This is a genomic window from Brachybacterium zhongshanense, assembly GCF_055385755.1.
In genome coordinates this window covers 1441326-1454689 of sequence record NZ_AP043790.1, presented here as the reverse complement: position 1 = coordinate 1454689, position 13364 = coordinate 1441326, and the positions used below count along the sequence as shown (strand labels likewise).

12 protein-coding genes are annotated in these 13364 nt (G+C 69.7%); 7 read left to right on the top strand and 5 right to left on the bottom strand.

Translation table 11 applies throughout. The features are described 5' to 3' along the window. Positions 1 to 30: 30 nt before the first annotated feature. From ACZ5AJ_RS06605 to ACZ5AJ_RS06595, 3 genes are all read left to right on the top strand, one after another. Positions 31 to 651 (top strand): HAD family hydrolase, encoded by a 621-nt coding sequence (locus ACZ5AJ_RS06605; protein ID WP_464138198.1) that lies wholly within the window; start codon positions 31 to 33, stop codon positions 649 to 651. A 228-nt stretch (positions 652 to 879) separates the two neighbouring features. Then, positions 880 to 3351, top strand: a complete 2472-nt coding sequence (locus tag ACZ5AJ_RS06600) for an FtsX-like permease family protein (RefSeq protein WP_464138196.1) — start codon at positions 880 to 882, stop codon at positions 3349 to 3351. Positions 3352 to 3413: 62 nt separating this feature from the next. Then, entirely contained in the window at positions 3414 to 4133 is a 720-nt protein-coding gene (locus ACZ5AJ_RS06595; protein ID WP_464138194.1) for an ABC transporter ATP-binding protein, read from the top strand. 10 nt (positions 4134 to 4143) lie between these two features. Here ACZ5AJ_RS06595 and ACZ5AJ_RS06590 read toward each other — a convergent pair whose 3' ends face one another. Further along, on the bottom strand, positions 4144 to 5127 hold the full coding sequence (locus tag ACZ5AJ_RS06590) for a TerC/Alx family metal homeostasis membrane protein (RefSeq protein WP_464138193.1): 984 nt from the start codon (positions 5125 to 5127) through the stop codon (positions 4144 to 4146). A 243-nt stretch (positions 5128 to 5370) separates the two neighbouring features. On the opposite strand from ACZ5AJ_RS06590, the gene ACZ5AJ_RS06585 reads away from it, so the two are divergent. Beyond that, positions 5371 to 5946, top strand: a complete 576-nt coding sequence (locus ACZ5AJ_RS06585; protein ID WP_464138192.1) for a maltokinase N-terminal cap-like domain-containing protein — start codon at positions 5371 to 5373, stop codon at positions 5944 to 5946. 3 nt (positions 5947 to 5949) lie between these two features. On the opposite strand, the gene ACZ5AJ_RS06580 is transcribed toward ACZ5AJ_RS06585, so the two are convergent. Beyond that, the gene (locus ACZ5AJ_RS06580; protein WP_464138190.1) at positions 5950 to 6687 is read right to left on the bottom strand and encodes a DinB family protein; all 738 of its coding nucleotides are present in this window, start codon (positions 6685 to 6687) and stop codon (positions 5950 to 5952) included. Between the two features lie 393 nt (positions 6688 to 7080). Between ACZ5AJ_RS06580 and ACZ5AJ_RS06575 the strand changes: the two genes are divergently transcribed. The 3 genes from ACZ5AJ_RS06575 to ACZ5AJ_RS06565 all read left to right on the top strand — a co-directional run bounded on the left by ACZ5AJ_RS06575 (position 7081) and on the right by ACZ5AJ_RS06565 (position 10453). Further along, a complete protein-coding gene (locus ACZ5AJ_RS06575) occupies positions 7081 to 8058 on the top strand; it encodes a carbohydrate ABC transporter permease (protein ID WP_464138189.1) in 978 nt (325 codons plus the stop codon). Continuing rightward, positions 8055 to 8960 carry a carbohydrate ABC transporter permease gene (locus ACZ5AJ_RS06570; protein ID WP_464138188.1) on the top strand — a complete coding sequence of 302 codons (906 nt, stop codon included), beginning with the start codon at positions 8055 to 8057 and terminating at the stop codon, positions 8958 to 8960. Before ACZ5AJ_RS06575 ends, ACZ5AJ_RS06570 begins: the two co-directional genes overlap by 4 nt. A gap of 116 nt (positions 8961 to 9076) precedes the next feature. Beyond that, positions 9077 to 10453: an ABC transporter substrate-binding protein gene (locus tag ACZ5AJ_RS06565; protein ID WP_464138186.1), complete on the top strand. Its 1377-nt coding sequence runs from the start codon at positions 9077 to 9079 to the stop codon at positions 10451 to 10453. Between the two features lie 133 nt (positions 10454 to 10586). Here the strand turns inward: ACZ5AJ_RS06565 and ACZ5AJ_RS06560 are convergent, their stop codons facing one another. The 3 genes from ACZ5AJ_RS06560 to ACZ5AJ_RS06550 form a co-directional block, all read right to left on the bottom strand. Continuing rightward, positions 10587 to 11375: a queuosine precursor transporter gene (locus ACZ5AJ_RS06560; protein WP_464138185.1), complete on the bottom strand. Its 789-nt coding sequence runs from the start codon at positions 11373 to 11375 to the stop codon at positions 10587 to 10589. Between the two features lie 106 nt (positions 11376 to 11481). Further along, the gene (locus tag ACZ5AJ_RS06555; protein ID WP_464138184.1) at positions 11482 to 12306 is read right to left on the bottom strand and encodes a GH25 family lysozyme; all 825 of its coding nucleotides are present in this window, start codon (positions 12304 to 12306) and stop codon (positions 11482 to 11484) included. A 198-nt stretch (positions 12307 to 12504) separates the two neighbouring features. After that, positions 12505 to 13170: a TetR/AcrR family transcriptional regulator gene (locus ACZ5AJ_RS06550; RefSeq protein ID WP_464138182.1), complete on the bottom strand. Its 666-nt coding sequence runs from the start codon at positions 13168 to 13170 to the stop codon at positions 12505 to 12507. Between the last annotated feature and the right edge of the window lie 194 nt (positions 13171 to 13364).

Here is a 13364-nt window from a genome sequence, read left to right as displayed (position 1 = left end):
CCCGACCCGCCGTCCTGGCACGATGGGGGCATGCGCGCGATGATCTGGGACCTCGGCGGGACTCTCGTGGACACCTATCCGGACGTGGATCGCGCCCTCGCGGAGGCCTCCGGCGCCCCGCTCGAGGAGGTCGCCGCTCTGACCCGCGTCTCCAGCGGCCATGCGATCACAGTCCTGGCCGCCCGCGGCGATCTCGAGGAGGAGGCTCTGCGGCGCGCCTACGACGACGTCAAGGAGCGCTGGAGGCACGCTCCACCGCCCGTCATGGACGGTGCCGTCGAGGCTCTCGCCGCGGTGCGCGCCGCCGGCGGACTGAACCTGGTGGCGACCCATCGGGACCGGGAGAGCGCCGAGCAGCTCGTGGAAGGCCTGGGGCTGCGGATCGACGACATGGTGTGCGCACCGGACGGGTTCCCCCGCAAGCCCGATCCAGCGATGACGCTCGCCCTGCTCGACCGGCACGGTCTGCGGCCGACCGGATGCCTCGCCGTCGGCGACAGGCCCGCCGACGTCGAGTCCGCCGAGGCCGCGGGCGTGCGGGCGCTCATGCTCGTCACGCCCGGCATCCCTCTCGAGGCGCCGGGCACCGAGATGATCGGCTCGCTGCGGGAGCTGCTCGGGCCCCGCGGGGTCCTCGCCGCGGCGCCCTGAGCCTCGGTCGCGACGTCGCACTCGGGGGGAGCGCGGAGACCGAGAGGACACGGCGCGCGGAGGCGATCCCGAGCTGACGACCGGGGGGCGATCCTCCCCGAACGCAGGGGGCTGGCCGGATCGACGTCGGAACCCGACGGGGCGAGGCTGGCAGGTGCCCGAGGTCCACCGGGGATCGGCTCCGGTCCGCGCACCGCGCGGTGCCCGACCGGGCAGGAGGATCCGACGATGCTCGCCCGTCTCGCCGTCGCCGGTCTGCGCCGCGACCTGACCGCCACCGCCGTCCTCGGGATCCTCATGGCGATGTCGGTGCTGCTCGCCGCGACCGGGGTCGGACTGCTGGCCCGGCTCTCCGGCGCGTCGGAGAACCTGCTGGACCGCGCCGATGCCCCCGACCTCGTCCAGATGCACACGGGCGAGCTCACCGCCGAGGAGCGGACGGAGATCCTCGCCTTCGCCGAGGAGCGCCCTGCGTTGGCCGTCCACCAGGTCACCGATCTCCTGACGCTCGAGGGGTCCGAGCTCTCCTTCGCCGGCGTCTCGCAGTCCTCCAGCCTTCAGCAGAACTCCTTGACGGTCCCGGTGCCCGAGCGGGACCGACTGATCTCCGCCGACGGCGAGGTGCTCGCAGAGGTCGAACCGGGGACCGTCTGGATGCCCGTCCTCTATGCCGTGGAGGACGGGCTGGAGGTCGGTGACACGGTGGCCATCATGGCCCCTGACGGGTTCCGCCAGGAGCTGGAGGTGGCCGGGTTCGTCCGCGACTCCCTCATGAGCACCGCCTTCGCCAGCTCCAAGCGCCTTGCGGTGAGCGCGGAGGACATGCGTGCCGTGGCCGCGCACACGGGGACGCCCGAGCACCTCATCAGCTTCTGGCTGGATCGCGGGGGCGACCTGACCGCAGGAACGCTGTCCGCCGACTATGCGGAGGCCGGGCTGCCGGCGAACGGTCCCATGCTCGACCGCGGAGCATTCCGACTGTTCATGATGATCGGCGAGGGGCTCGTGGCCGGCTCCCTGATCCTGATCTCCCTCCTGGTGGCAGCGATCGGGGCCCTCTGCCTGCGCCTGGGCGTGCTCACGACGCTCGAGCGGGACCGTCGGGAGATCGGGGTGATGCGGGCGATCGGCGTACCTGACGGGGTGATCGCCCGGATGCACCTCCTGCGCATCGCACTGGTGGGCGTGCCCGCCGGTCTGATCGGCCTCCTGGGGGCGCTCGTGCTCGAGCCTGCGGTCGGCGAGCGCCTGACGCGATTCACGGGGGAGAGCGGGTCGGCGCCCTCGAGGCTCGCGGCATCGGTGACTGCTCTGGCTCTGGTGGCAGCGACTCTCGCGTTCACGTCCCTGCTGCTGCGACGGCTGCGCCGGGCCAGCCCCGCTGCAGCGCTGCGGGCGGACGCTGCGGGCGCGCGGCAGAGCCGCTGGGGCCGCTGGAGTCGACGGGACCGACGACGGCCTCTGCTCCTGCGGCGCGGTGTGCCGGTGAGCGCGGCCCTGGCCGTGCGCGGCATACGCCGCAGCGGAGGGCGCTCTGTGCTGCTGGCGAGCGTCCTCGGGCTGTGCATGATGCTCGTCGTGATCCCGAGCGGCATCGCTGCGACGCTCTCCTCTCCGCGGATGCTGACCTCGCTCGGCGTCGGGGCCGTGGACGTCCTCGTCCAGGCGCCGGCCGCTGAGGACGCTCCGCGTCGGATCGCCGAGCTCGAGGAGGAGCTTGCAGCGGATCCGCGGGTGCAGGCGCTGAGCAGCGATGCCGTCGTGCGCCGCCAGATGGTGACGGGATCCGGCGAGCGCATCGCGGTGCCGGTAGCGGAGGGGGAGAGGGGAGTGCTGGATCCGGAGTACGCGCAGGGACGCCCGCCGACGGGCGAGGGGGAGATTGCGCTCTCACTGCTCGCCCTGGTGGAAGCGGGCGCTTCCGTCGGAGACACCCTCGAGATGGTCCGGGCAGAGGGGGCCGGCGGACGGTCCGAGCTCGTGATCGTCGGCTCCTACCAGGACCTCACCCACGGCGGGATCACCGGGCGCGTGCAGGCTCCGCAGCCCGAGGACGAGCAGGCCGCTGAGGACGCAGCAGGTGGGGGCGGCGCGGGCCGTGATGCCCCCGTCGAGAGGTATGCGGTCGGGATCACGATCGCCCCTGGCATCGACGTCCCGGCATTCGCGGAAGAGCTCGCCCATGCCCATCCGGGCTTCGAGATCGCTGAGGCGGAGGAGCATCGCGACCAGCTGCTGGGGCCCCTTGCGCGTCAGATGGGCGGGGCGGCGCAGGGCGCGACCCTCGCGGCGATGGCGCTCGCCGCGCTGATGAGCGCCATGGTGCTGCGACTCGACCTCGCGAGCCAGCGGGACTCGATCTCCGTCCACCGGGATCTGGGCCTCGGGGATGCCCTGATGCTGCGTCGCATCACGCTGCAGATGCTGATGGTCCTCGTGCTCGGCATCACCGGGGGAGCCGTCGGCGGAGCTCTGATGGGCCAGGGCCTGCTGAACCTCGCCCTCGAGGCGACTCTCGTCGGACCGGCGGGGATGCTCCAGGGCGCGAGCCGCATCCGACTCGAGAGCGTCTCTGCGACGACGCTCCTGCTGATGCCCGTGCTGATGGCCGGCGTCGTCGGCGGGACCTCGGCGCTGACCGCGCGGTCGGCGCTGCGCGCAGCGGACGGGGTCAGCCGTGCGGAGGGAGCAGAGGGATGAGGCGGCGCAGGCGCACGAGCACGGCGAGGACGAGGACGGACGCGGGACGAGGAGCGGAACCCATGGCACGCACGGACAGGAACGACCGGGGCTCGGCGACCGGGGAGGGGGCCCAGCTGCGCGCCGCAGGGATCGAGCGGCGCTTCGGCGATGTCGATGTGCTTCGAGGCGTCGATCTGGTGGTGCGGCGCGGCGAGATGCTCGCGCTCACCGGCGCATCCGGCAGCGGGAAGCCCTCCCTCCTGGAGATCATCGGAGGGCTCGAGCACCCCGAGCGAGGAAGCGTGGAGATCGGGGGAGAGCACCTCCAGGGCCTCTCGGAGCGCCGTCTCGCGCGGTTCCGGCTGGAGCGCATCGGGTTCGTCTTCCAGCAGATCCGCCTGCTCCCGGCGCTGACCCTGTTCGAGAACGTCGTGCTGCCGGGTGTCGTCGCAGGGCGCGAGCCGCGCACCAGCATCCAGGACCGTGCCCGCACGCTGATGCAGGAGATGGAGATCGACCGCCTGGCCGCACGCCGCGTCGGGGAGGTCTCCGGCGGTCAGCTGCAGCGGGCCGGGATCTGCCGGGCGCTGATCAATCGACCGAGCATCCTCCTCGCCGACGAGCCCACCGGGACGCTGGATGCTGCAGCGACCGGATGGGTGCTCGACGCCCTCGACCGGCTGCGCACTGAGGGCATGACCATCGTGCTGGTCACGCACGAAGCGGAGGTGGCTGCTCGCGCGGATCGGGTGCTGAGGCTGGTCGACGGGAGGCTGCTGCCGGGAGCGGCCGCGGCCTGAGCCGGACGGCTCAGGCGGTCCTGTTCCTGCGGTTCCTCCGCGCGTTGACCGCGACCGAGACCAGGACGGACACCCCGATGGCGACCAGGATGAAGACCAGGGAGAGCCAGATCGGCACCTCCGGGATCCGCTGCAGGACCTCGAAACCGGGCACGAAGTCCAGCGGGGCCTCGTGGATGGCGTGGATCAGCAGCTTCACGCCGATGAAGGCGAGGACGGCAGCGATCCCGTACTGCAGGTAGGCAAGTCGATCCAGCATGTGCCCCAGCAGGAAGTACAGCTGCCGCAGCCCCATCAGCGCGAAGATGTTGGCGGTGAACACCAGGAACGGGTTCCGGGTGATGCCGAAGATCGCGGGGATGGAATCCAGCGCGAACATGACGTCGGTGATGCCGAGGGTCAGGAACACCAGCAGCATGGGAGTGAAGAGCTTCTTGCCGTCCACCACGGTGCGCAGCTTGTTCCCGTCGAACTCCTCGGAGACGGGAAGCACCTTCTGCACCTTGCGCATGATGAACGAGTCGGAGCCCTCGTCGTCCTCCCCGAAGGCCTGCTTCCATGCGGTGAACAGCAGGAACAGACCGAAGAGGTAGAAGATGGCGGTGAAGTGCTCGATGATCACCGCACCCGCGAGGATGAACAGTCCGCGCGCGATGAGGGCGATGACGATGCCCACCATCAGTGCTTCCTGCTGATACCTCCTGGGCACGGCGAACTTCGTCATGATGATGATGAAGACGAAGAGGTTGTCGATGCTGAGCGAGTACTCGAGCAGCCAGCCGGTGACGAACTCCGAGGCGGGCTCGGTGCCCCCCACGAAGTAGAGCACCACGGCGAACACCAGGGCCAGGCCGACATAGAAGACGATCCAGGCGGCGCACTCCCGCATGGAGGGCAGGTGCGGGCGCTTGACGACCAGCAGGAGGTCGGCGAGGAGGATGGCGCAGAGCACGACGAGCGCCGCGATCTCGAAACCGAGGTGCAGTTCTCCCATGGGACTTCCTTCAGGGGGACTCCGGGGGCGGCGGCCTCCGTGCGGAGGACGAGGACGAGTGCCGCAGCGGTCAGGGACCGAGCAGGGCGGCGCTGGTCAGGCTACCCCTCGCTCGCGTCCGGCGCCCCTCGGGCGGCGGTGACCTCTCGCTCACCCCGGTGCTCACCCCGGTGCTCCGCACTGTTCTGAACAGGTCGTCGCCGGGGTGCTGAGCGGCGCCTCGGCGAGCGGTATCGTCGACGGATGGCGATCATCCACAGGGCGCAGCTCGAACCCGGCAAGGACGAGGTCCTGCGCGAGCTCCTGGCGGCGAGGACGTGGGGGAGCAGTGAGGCGAGCGCGGGGATCTCCATCCTCGGCGCCTACCGGTTCGACGACCCCGAGGGGGAGGTGGGCGTCGAGTGCCACCTCGTGCGCACCGGCGAAGAGGTGTTCCATCTCCCGCTGACCTACCGAGGTTCTCCGCTCGAGGGGGGTGAGGACTCGTTTATCACGACGATGCGGCACTCCGTGCTCGGAGAGAGGTTCGTCTATGACGGTCTGGGCGACGAGGTCGCCCTGGGATGCTTCCTCCGCGCCCTGTGCGGGACGCAGCGGCAGGCTGAGCTCGAGATCCATGACGGTGAGAGGAAGGTCGGTGTGCGCGAGCAGTCCGTCCTGCTGCGCCGCGAGGTCGACGAGGGGGTCGAGACCCCCAGCGAGCAGGAGCTGCTCGATGGTGGGGAGTTCACGATCTCCCGGACTGTCGGCGGACTCGACGGAGTCGTCAGGCTGAGAGCCATCTGGGACGGGGGAGACGGCGTCGTCGCCGCCCTCTGACCCTCACCGGCCCTCCAGGAGTGCCAGGTCCCGCCGGACATAGCGCAGGTGCGCCCATTCCTCCTCCAGGATCACGCGGATGCAGTCTCCGACGGACGGCCTCCACTCCTCGGATCCCCAGGGATCATCGCGCTCCTCCTCGAGCGCCTCCGGGGTCGTCTCGGAGAGGAAGCAGGTGACCATCTGCTGGCGCTCGGCGCGCACCGTCATCACCTCGTCGAGCTCCGGAGGATCGGGGCGGAAGATCGACATGTCGAATCCTGCCTGGGCCGCGCCGGTGAAGATCAGTCCGATCTCATGGAACGGCTGCTCCTCGTGGAGGATGCCGCCCCGCAGCCAGGCGTCGGTCGCGAGGATCAGGTGGCGAAGCGTCTGTACGAGCGACCATTCGTCCTCGACATGGGCGTGGACGAGGTCCGGGGGAGTCGACTCCATGGTCTCCGCCCAGGCCGCCTGCACTGCCGCCCAGCCCTCGCGCAGTCCCTCGAGCGTCCGTGCGCGCTGGAGCTCGCGACCGGGGAACCGGCGGTCGAGCTCTGCCTCGACCAGCGGCACCACATCCACCCCGTTGACGATGAGCGACCCGAAGGCGAGATCATGACTGTCGATGTCGAGGCCATCGAGGTCGACGGCGCGCATCGTGACCCCGCTGACATCGGTGAATCGCAGCGATGCGCCGTGGAAGCTCGTGCGGATGAAGGTCGCGCCCGCGAACTCGTCGGTGTTCGAGTACGTCGTCATCGTCGGTCCTCTCACCGCGCAGCATCGTTCCGGAGAGCCTCGTCGGCGCCGCGGTCCACGTCAAGGGCTCCGGATGCCCGGATGCCTGGATGGTCCGGATGGTCCGGATGCCCGGATGGGGAGCGCTGCGCCGGGGCGAGAGCCGAAGGAGGCGTCGCTTCCGATGGACTTTACATAACGTACATTATCGGCGTTCCGCCGGAAGGGTGCGGAAGGCGCCGAACATCCTATGAGCTGAGCCACATCTCGTGCGTGGGCGGCCACCGGTTCACGCGGTGCTCATCCGTCCGACCTCTGGCGTCCATGCTCGAGCCGCCGCGACGACATCGCCGTGACCTGTGATGATGCGGCCCCGGAGCAGTGCCGGGGCGCTTCACAGGAACCGAGGTACGGATGACGACGACTGCTCCCGACAGCACCGCTGCACCCAGCGCTGCGCCCTCGCCGCCCGTCGGCCCCCGTGCGTCTGCGCCGGTTCGGCGCCGACGCGGCATGACGGCACGTGCCCGGCGCGATGCGCTGTGGTTCCTGGCCCTCGCCGCCCCGAACATCATCCTGATCGCGCTGTTCACCTACCGGCCGCTGCTGACCAACGTGTACTACTCGATGCTCGACTGGACGCTCGGATCCGATGCTGCGACCTTCATCGGCCTCGGCAACTACCAGGAGTTCCTCACCTCCGACGCCGGTCGCGAGAGCCTGCGCATCACCCTCGTGTTCACGGTCGTCACCGTCGGCGGCGCCATGCTCCTGGGTCTCCTGCTGTCCCTCGCACTGAACGCGAAGCTGCCGGGCACGACGCTCGCCCGAGCCGCCGCCTTCGCCCCGTACGTCCTCTCCGGCGTCGGCGTCGGCCTCGTGTGGCTGTTCATCTTCGACCCGAACTTCGGGGTCCTCGCCTGGATCCTGCGCCAGGTGGGTCTGTCGAGCCCGCAATGGGTGCTGGATCCCGACATGGCGCTGGTCATGGTGATGATCGTGTACGTCTGGAAGAACCTCGGCTACTGCGCGATCGTCTATCTCGGAGGACTGCAGTCGCTGCCCGCCGAGGTCCTGCAGGCGGCCGAGCTCGACGGCGCGGGGAGGCTCCGCCGCTTCTGGTCGATCTCGCTGCCGCTGCTCTCCCCCACCACGTTCTTCCTGCTCATCACCACGATGCTGTCGAGCCTCCAGGCCTTCGACATCCTGCGGGTGATGACCCCCGCCGGACGCGGCACCAACGCCCTGATCTTCGAGTCCTATCTGCAGGCCTTCGGCGGCTACTCCCGCGCCGGCTACTCGGCGGCGATCTCCGTGGTGCTGTTCGTGATGCTCATCGTCATCACCGTCGTCCAGATCCGCTATGTCGAGAGGAAGGTGCACTACGCATGAGCACCCTCGCACGCCCGGCGACCACGCCGTCGGCCCCGATGCGCTCACGGCGCCATGGTCCCTTCTCGAGGCGGAACCTGGTCGCGACGATCACGACCGGGTACCTGCCGCTGCTCGTGGCCACTGCGATCGTCGTTCTGCCGCTGCTGTGGATGATCGTCAGCTCCTTCAAGCCCCCGCAGGAGATCCTCTCCCAGGATCTGCGGATCCTCCCGTCCGCGCCCACGCTCGAGAACTACCGCGTGGCTATGACCAGCGTGCCGATCCCGCGGTTCTTCCTGAACTCGCTGATCGTCACCGTGGTCTCCGCGAGCATCAAGCTGCTGCTCGCGATGCTGACCGCCTACGCTCTCGTGTTCGTCCGCTTCCCGTTCAAGCGCGTGATCTTCCTGGCGATCCTCGTCGCGCTCATGGTGCCGCCGCAGGTGGCGATCCTGCCCAACTACGTCCTGATCGCCGGCTGGGGCGGGGTGAACACCTACTGGGGCATCATCCTGCCTGGGCTGGGCACCGCCTTCGGCACCTTCCTGCTGCGCCAGCACCTCCTCACGATCCCTCCGTCGATCCTCGAGGCCGCCTCGATCGACGGAGCCGGCCACTGGCGCACACTGTGGCGCGTGGTCGCCCCGATCTCCCTCCCGTCGATCGCGACGGTCGCGCTGGTGACCATCGTGACCGAGTGGAACGACTACATCTGGCCGTTGATCATCACCACCGAGTCCTCGATGATGACGCTCCCCGTGGGGCTGACGACCCTCCAGAACTCCGAGGGCAACACCGGATCCGGCTGGGGGATCCTCATGGCCGGCACCGTCGTCGTCATCGTCCCCGTGCTGATCGTCTTCGCGCTCCTGCAGCGATACATCGTCTCGGGCCTGACGCAGGGCAGCGTCACCGGCTGACCCGCGCTCGTCCCTCCCCCTGTCCTGCTCTGCCCGACATCTCCCCCGAGAACCCCCGACAGCGGCCTCCGCACTGGTCGCCGCACACCCCACCACCCCTTCCGGAAGGATCCCCCATGACCATCCACCTCCCCTCCCGCGGCTCCCGCTCCGCCCGTCCGCAGCTCCCTTCGCGCCGCGGTGTGCTGGGCCTGGGCGGTCTCGTCGCGGGCGCCGGCGCGCTCGCCGCCTGCGGAGGACCGTCCGTCGGCGACTCCGGCTCCTCCGACGCCTCCGACGCGGGCACCGAGGAGCTCGACTACTCCAGCGTCGAGCCCGCCACCGAGATCGACTTCTGGAGCAATCACCCCGGCGGCTCGAAGGACGTGGAGGCCGAGCTCATCGCGCAGTTCACCGAGGAGACCGGCATCGCCGTCAACCACGTGACCGCCGGCTCCACCTACGAGGAGATCGCCCAGCGCTTCCAGACCGCGCAGGCGGCCGACTCCGGTCTTCCCGCGGCGGTGGTCCTCAGCGATGTGTGGTGGTTCCGCTACTACATCAACGGCAGCATCAAGCCCCTCGACGGGCTGATCGACCTGGTCGGCATCGACGTCGACGACTACCGCGAGACCCTCGTCGCGGACTACCAGTACGAGGGCCAGCAGTGGGCGCTCCCCTACGGCCGTTCGACGCCGCTGTTCTACTACAACAGGCAGCACTTCTCCGATGCCGGCCTCGAGGACCGCGCCCCCGAGAGCTGGGAGGAGTTCGAGGAGTGGGCTCCTCGTCTCACGCAGGCGCAGACCGCCTACATGTACCCCGACCTCGCCGGATATGCCGGGTGGACGCTGCAGAACCTGCTGTGGGGCCGAGGCAGCGCCTGGTCCGACGAGTGGACGCTGACCTGCAGCACGCAGGAGACCATCGACGCGATGCAGTGGGTGCAGGACTCGATCTACGACGCCGGCTGGGCACAGGTCGCCTCCTCCGACTCGGCCGACACCTTCGCCGCGGGCGTGTGCTCGACGACCATCGCCTCCACCGGATCCCTCGTCGGCGTGCTCGAGGCGGCCAGCTTCGACGTCGGCGTCGGGTTCCTCCCGGCCGGACCGGTCGACGGGCCGGTCTGCCCGACGGGCGGTGCCGGCCTGGGCATCCCCTCGGCGGTCACCCCCGCGGAGCAGATCGCCGGGGCGATGCTCATCGAGTTCATGGGCCGACCCGAGTCCACGGTCGCCTTCTCCGGAGCGACCGGCTACATGCCGCTGCGCAAGAGTGCTGACATCTCCGAGCTGCTCGAGACCACTCCCCAGATCCAGACGGCCATCGACCAGCTCGAGGTCACCCGCACCCAGGACTACGCGCGCGTGTTCCTGCCCGGCGCCGACCAGGAGATGGCGAACTCCGTGGCCTCCTTCGCCACCGCGCAGGGCGATGTCGCCGAGGCCCTGAACACCCTGCAGGAGACCCTCGAGGGCATCTACGCCAAGGAGGTCGAGCCCAAGCTCTGACCTGCGCGAGGGCCTTCGGCCCGAGGCGTCTGCCCCGCCCGCAGATCACAGCGCGGAAGCGCCCCGCCGTCCTGGACGGCGGGGCGCTTCCGCGCTGTGACGGCGGTGAGGAGGAGAGGATGCCTCCTCGCGATCAGGCGGCGGATCGGGAGGGCTCGGCAGCAGAGGCCTCGAGCAGGCGCTGCTGGTAGGTGGGATCGGTGCGCTTGAGCCAGCGGATGACCCTCGAGGTCACCGGGATCATCGCGTACTGCACGAGCACCTTGTACAGGAAGCCGAGGACCGTGTACTCGGCCCACTGCTCGATCGTCGTGATGCCGATCGCTGCGGAGGCGATCGTGCAGAAGAGGATGGTGTCGACGAGCTCGCCGAGGCCGCTCGAGGCGAACAGCCGACCGATCAGGCCGGGCTCGCCGCTGCGGTTCTTCATGCGGCCGACGACGAAGGAGTTCAGCGACTGACCGGCGAGGAAGCCGACGAGTCCGGCGACCACCACGATCCATACCGGTCCGAGCGCGATCTCGAGGGCCTCCTGCTTGGCCAGCCCGTACTCGTCCGGGAAGGGCGGCAGCGCGATGATCACCCAGTAGGCGACGGAGGCGAGGATGGAGGCCGCGAAGGTGGTCAGGATGGCGCGGCGGGCCGTGCGCGGCCCGTACAGCTCGGTGACGATGTCGCCGAGCACATAGGCCAGGGGGAAGAGGAAGAAGCCGCCGTCGGTGATGATCTCGAAGCCCGTGCCGGGCACTTCTCCGAAGCTGACGCCCTTGGCGGCGCCGATGCCGGAGAGGATCACCACCACGACCATGGCGGCGAGGAGGATGTCGAAGTGCGATGACCCCCGGTCGGCGTAGACGGCGCCGACCGGGCGTCCAGATGTCGGCGGGAGGGTCCTGGTGCTGGTCTGATCTGCAGTGCTCACCGGGGCAGGCTACACAGCGCCCGACATCGCTGCCGAGCGTGCGTGACGTGCGCGATCAGGGGCCGTGAGCGATGCGTGCCCCAGTGCGATCAGAGGCGATGACCGATCAGATGCCGTGCGCGTCGTAGTCCGCGCTCGAGACGAAGCTCTCGAACTGCGACTCGCTGCCGTGCCAGAGGATCGAGTCCCCGGCGAACGGGCCGGAGTCCGAGTACTGCCACAGGTCCCATGCCCACCACCGGCCGGGCAGGTTCGTCGGCGCCGAGGACTGGTAGGCCGCGAGCACGAGCGGGGTGTTCGTCGGCGCCCAGTCCCCCACCACGTCGTCCCACCAATGGGCGTTGGTGTACAGGGCGGGGCGACGCCCGGCCTGGTCGCGGTAGCGGATCAGGAAGGCGGAGATCCACTCCCGCATCTCCTGCTGCGAGAGGCCGTAGTCCTGCGGGAGTCCCGAGTACGCCTCGAGGTCCACCATGCCGGGCAGCGTGATCCCGTCGTCGGACCAGGCGCCGCCGTTGTTCAGGAAGAAGTCGACCTGCTCCTCGGGGCCCCCGGAGTCGGGGCGGGCGAAGTGGTATCCGCCGCGGATCAGGCCGGCGTCGGTGGCGTTGATGTAGTTGCGGTCGAAGTCCGAGCTGCGATATGTGCGGCCCTCGGTCGCCTTGATCCAGGCGAACCGGGAGCCCAGGGAGATCTGGGAGGCCCAGTCGACAGTCCCCTGCCAGCCGGAGACGTCCTGGCCGCGGATCTCCCCGGCGGCGCTGGCGGCGGCAGGGACGACGGCCCCTGCGACTGTCACGGCGGCCGCACCCATGACTCCGCGCCGCAGGACGGCTCGCCGCCCTGGGTCGATCACGGCCTTCGCAGCCTTCGCCGGCTTCGTGGGCTTCGCTGTCATCTCGGACGCATGACGGGGGCGGTACGGGGACATCGGATGCTCCTGGGGAAGAGGAAAGCAGAGGGAAGCAGGTGCGACGGCCGTCACAGCCGTCGCCACCGTCGCCAAACGTACGGCCCGCTCCCCCGCAGACGGAGATCTCGAGGTCGTCGGCGTGTCGCATCGCGATCGCGCCCTGTCCGATGCATCCCGTGCGCCGGAAGAGTCCGCTCCCGGGCGGTGCGTCCGCTCTCAGGTGTCGGAGGGCCGGGACTCGATGAAGGCGTGCACCGTGCGCAGGATCGTCACCGTGGCGAGCTCGGTGATGTCGCGTCCGTCGAGCTGCTCGCGCAGCAGGAGATCGGTGAAGATGCCGACGATCAGCTGCGCGAGGTCCTCCGTCGGTAGCAGCAGCCGGTCGCCGGAGATTTCCATCCCCATCTCCAGCAGGTTCCCGATCTCGTCGCGCATGCGTCCGCGCTGGGTGACCAGCTCCGCACGCACCTGCTCATCGCGGAGCGAGCGGGCCACCGCATCGGAGTACAGCAGGTACCACTGCCGGCCGAAGGGTCGGATCGCCTCGAACACCGCGACCATCACGACCGCATCCTCGGTGCTGTCGGAGGCGCGGCAGGGGTCGGCCAGCGGCATCGCCATCTCCGCGGCGGCCCGCACCTTCTCGCGGAGCTCCGCGGTGACCGAGGAGAACAGCTCGGTGAAGACCTCCTCCTTGCTCGAGAAGCTCGAGTAGAAGGCGCCGCGCGTGAAGCCCGCCGCCCGCGCCAGGTCGTCGACGGTCGCGCCGTCCAGCCCCTTCTCGACGAAGACCTCCAGCGAAGCGCGCACCAGGCGGTTGCGGGTGTTCTCCTTGCGCCTCGTGCCCGGCTTCGCGGGCAGCGGATCGAACAGATCGGACATGGCTCCTCGAGGGGCTGACGGGATGTGATCCAGGCCGCTCCGCTTCCTGGGAGACGCGGCGGCGTGCTTGTCGATACTATCTCACCGATACATTCCTGTATCCAGTGCATGAGTGTCTCGAAGGTGACGTTCGCGGCGTCCCCGCGGCCCCGCATCACCTGCGAGCGCTCCGGGGCCGGCTGGGCCCGTCCCTC

Bases quoted from the DNA above. Each gene is read 5' to 3' on its own strand.
- ACZ5AJ_RS06605 (WP_464138198.1), top strand. From the start codon at position 31: ATGCGCGCGATGATCTGGGACCTCGGCGGGACTCTCGTGGACACCTAT.
- ACZ5AJ_RS06600 (WP_464138196.1), top strand. From the start codon at position 880: ATGCTCGCCCGTCTCGCCGTCGCCGGTCTGCGCCGCGACCTGACCGCC.
- ACZ5AJ_RS06595 (WP_464138194.1), top strand. From the start codon at position 3,414: ATGGCACGCACGGACAGGAACGACCGGGGCTCGGCGACCGGGGAGGGG.
- ACZ5AJ_RS06590 (WP_464138193.1), bottom strand. From the start codon at position 5,127: ATGGGAGAACTGCACCTCGGTTTCGAGATCGCGGCGCTCGTCGTGCTC.
- ACZ5AJ_RS06585 (WP_464138192.1), top strand. From the start codon at position 5,371: ATGGCGATCATCCACAGGGCGCAGCTCGAACCCGGCAAGGACGAGGTC.
- ACZ5AJ_RS06580 (WP_464138190.1), bottom strand. From the start codon at position 6,687: ATGACGACGTACTCGAACACCGACGAGTTCGCGGGCGCGACCTTCATC.
- ACZ5AJ_RS06575 (WP_464138189.1), top strand. From the start codon at position 7,081: ATGACGACGACTGCTCCCGACAGCACCGCTGCACCCAGCGCTGCGCCC.
- ACZ5AJ_RS06570 (WP_464138188.1), top strand. From the start codon at position 8,055: ATGAGCACCCTCGCACGCCCGGCGACCACGCCGTCGGCCCCGATGCGC.
- ACZ5AJ_RS06565 (WP_464138186.1), top strand. From the start codon at position 9,077: ATGACCATCCACCTCCCCTCCCGCGGCTCCCGCTCCGCCCGTCCGCAG.
- ACZ5AJ_RS06555 (WP_464138184.1), bottom strand. From the start codon at position 12,306: ATGTCCCCGTACCGCCCCCGTCATGCGTCCGAGATGACAGCGAAGCCC.
- ACZ5AJ_RS06550 (WP_464138182.1), bottom strand. From the start codon at position 13,170: ATGTCCGATCTGTTCGATCCGCTGCCCGCGAAGCCGGGCACGAGGCGC.